Raw genomic sequence first — 292 nt, forward strand, 5'->3', positions numbered from 1 at the left:
CGCCCGACAGGTGGCAGTAGGACTCGAGCATGGCGGCGGCCTCCACCGGCGAGTCGGGCGGCAGCTCCCGCGGCAGCAGGTGGACCTGGACCATGTGGCCGAGGCGCAGGGACGGGTCCATGCCGGGGAACAGGTGGGGCCGGTAGAAGAAGTGGGTCGGACCCTGGCTGGTGCTGTGGAGCTCGCCGGCGTCGCCGGGGGTGCCGAAGATCACCGGCTCCGACGCCGCCGCGTCGCGCACCGTCCGCTCGAGGAGCTCGCCGAGGGACCGGCCGCTGACCCGGGCGTCGAG

At 74.7% G+C, this 292-nt stretch carries 1 protein-coding gene; it reads right to left on the bottom strand.

What is annotated here, in order from left to right:
* A partial coding sequence (locus tag MD536_RS21020; RefSeq protein WP_239603760.1) for a hypothetical protein occupies positions 1 to 292 on the bottom strand: 292 nt, incomplete at both ends.

Source organism: Flavihumibacter cheonanensis, from assembly GCF_022352215.1.
Classification (GTDB): domain Bacteria; phylum Bacteroidota; class Bacteroidia; order Chitinophagales; family Chitinophagaceae; genus Flavihumibacter; species Flavihumibacter cheonanensis.